This window comes from Methanobrevibacter filiformis (assembly GCF_001639265.1).
Classification (GTDB): domain Archaea; phylum Methanobacteriota; class Methanobacteria; order Methanobacteriales; family Methanobacteriaceae; genus Methanacia; species Methanacia filiformis.
The window spans coordinates 1-2,165 of record NZ_LWMT01000123.1 but is presented as its reverse complement, the minus strand read 5'-3'; the positions used below and the strand labels follow the sequence as shown (position 1 = coordinate 2,165).

Sequence of the window (2,165 nt, the reverse complement as noted above, 5' to 3'; positions counted from 1 at the left end):
ATATAATTTTTAAGTTGTTTAATTGTAATTAATTATTATATTGAGTTTATTGTATTTAGCTATTAATCATTTCTTAATGTTAGTTATATTATTAGTTATACTATTGATATTTGGATAATTTATTAATACTGAATATTTGTTAATACTGGATATTTATTAATACTGGATATTTGAGTATATTGTTAATATTGGAGGAGAGTTTTTGAATAAGAGGAATAATAATCAGGGAACACAAGAATTTAGAAGAGTTAGAACTCCAAGAAGAGGAGAAATGCCTGCTCTTGTTGAACAAATAATGGGGCATGGAAAACTAAAAGTAAGATGTGCTGATGGAAAAATCAGAATGGGTCGTATTCCTGGAAAAATGAAAAAAAGAATATGGATCCGTGAAGGAGACGTTATCTTAGTTAAACCATGGGATTTCCAAACTGATGAGAAAGCTGATGTTATCTGGAGATATACTAGAACAGAATCAAATTGGTTAGAAAGAAAAGGCTATTTAAAAATGTAATAACTATTTTTCAAACTTTTAAAAACAAGAATCAAAGATTTCTCTAAATTTCATTATGAAATAAAAGTTTAGAAAATCGAAGATTTTATAACTTAATAAATTAAGTTTAAGAAACGAAAAAGATAAAAATCTTTTTTCTAACTTTTAAATTCTGTGATTTTAAATTAAATCAAAGATTTTATAACTTAACAGTTAAGTTTGATCAAAAGCTATTTCAAAGAATAAGCAATTTAGCACAAGAAATACTTTTACTAAGATTGATACTATTATTATATTTAATACACTATTTATAATTTAATGCTTATTTTTATTATTAATCAGGAAGCTTTTTTATTTTATTTTTTTTAGAATTTAATTTTTCTATTTGACTTTCTTATTTTACATTTTATTTAGCTAGGTATCTTTTTTCATTTATCCTCATTTTTAAATCATATTATAAATAAAATTAATTATTGCTCTTTGTTTTATAAAATCCATAACTTTTTTCATGTATTTACTCTCTGTATTAAACATTTATTTTTTTATTAGGTGATAAGGAAAGTAAATTAGAGTTACACCAAATTTAGATAAAGAACTTCTCCATTTATTACTTGTTATTTTTTGATGTAATCATATTATTGGTTTAAATTATTACAAAATATTTAAATAGTAATAATTCAATATTTTTATTAGAATATATTAAAATATTAATATTTAGTAATACTTAATATTTTTGATAAAATGAGTGGAGGATACCTTTTGGATGACTGCAGAAATAGCTATTTTAAATAATAATGCATTAGTATTTGCAAGTGACAGTGCAGGAACTGTTAACTATCAATCAAGAAATCAAATAAATGATTCATTCAATAAAATATTCATGCTTTCAAAGTATGAACCAGTTGGCATAATGATCTATCAAAATTTGAACTTTTTTGATATATCATGGGAAACTATAATATCTATATATCGTGATAAATTAGGAAAAAAGAAATTTAATCATTTAAATGATTATATAAACGATTTTTTCAACTTCATAGAATGCAACTTCAAAAAAAATGAAGAAGAACAGGAAAGATATATAATAAAAGCTGTAAAATGGATAGTAGAAGATATTTTAGGAACATCTAATGATAATGGTTTAAATAAAGAGTATTTAGAAAATTTAATTAATGAGAAATTAGCTAATTTAAAAGATTCTGTTAATGAATCATGGGATAATATTCCTAAAGAATTTATAGATTTAATTTTGAAAAAATATAGAAATTTAATCACTTCTGAAATTAATAATTCCATGATGTATTGCAATATACCATTTAATTTATTATCATCAAAATATTTCAATAAATTAATTGAAATTGCCCAATATATTTTATATGAAGATTATACAGGTGTTGTATTTGGTGGTTTTGGTGAGGATGAAGTTCATCCGTCTGTAATTTCAGTTAATGTTGGAAAAATATTTAATATTGGCTGTGCAATAATTATTTTTTGATTCTTTTTAGTTATGCTTAGTTTTAAATATTATGGGGTGTAATATATTATTAGCACAGCTGTTAAGTTAAGGATTTAATCGATTCTATAGAATTGCCTTAAATTAAACATTGCTTCTTTATTTTTTTCTTATTTCAGAAACTTCTTCTACAATTGGTTCTATTTTTTCTTGGTGGGGTTT

At 22.6% G+C, this 2,165-nt stretch carries 2 protein-coding genes; both read left to right on the top strand.

The window, feature by feature from the left end; translation table 11 throughout:
- The first annotated feature begins 202 nt into the window (after positions 1-202).
- Positions 203-511 (top strand): translation initiation factor eIF-1A, encoded by a 309-nt coding sequence (gene eif1A, locus MBFIL_RS04040; protein ID WP_066971733.1) that lies wholly within the window; start codon positions 203-205, stop codon positions 509-511.
- 742 nt (positions 512-1,253) lie between these two features.
- Positions 1,254-1,985 (top strand): hypothetical protein, encoded by a 732-nt coding sequence (locus MBFIL_RS04035; RefSeq protein WP_066971731.1) that lies wholly within the window; start codon positions 1,254-1,256, stop codon positions 1,983-1,985.
- Positions 1,986-2,165: the final 180 nt, after the last annotated feature.

Excerpts from the sequence above, each read along its gene's own strand:
- MBFIL_RS04035 (WP_066971731.1), top strand. The coding sequence starts at position 1,254 with ATGACTGCAGAAATAGCTATTTTAAATAATAATGCATTAGTATTTGCA.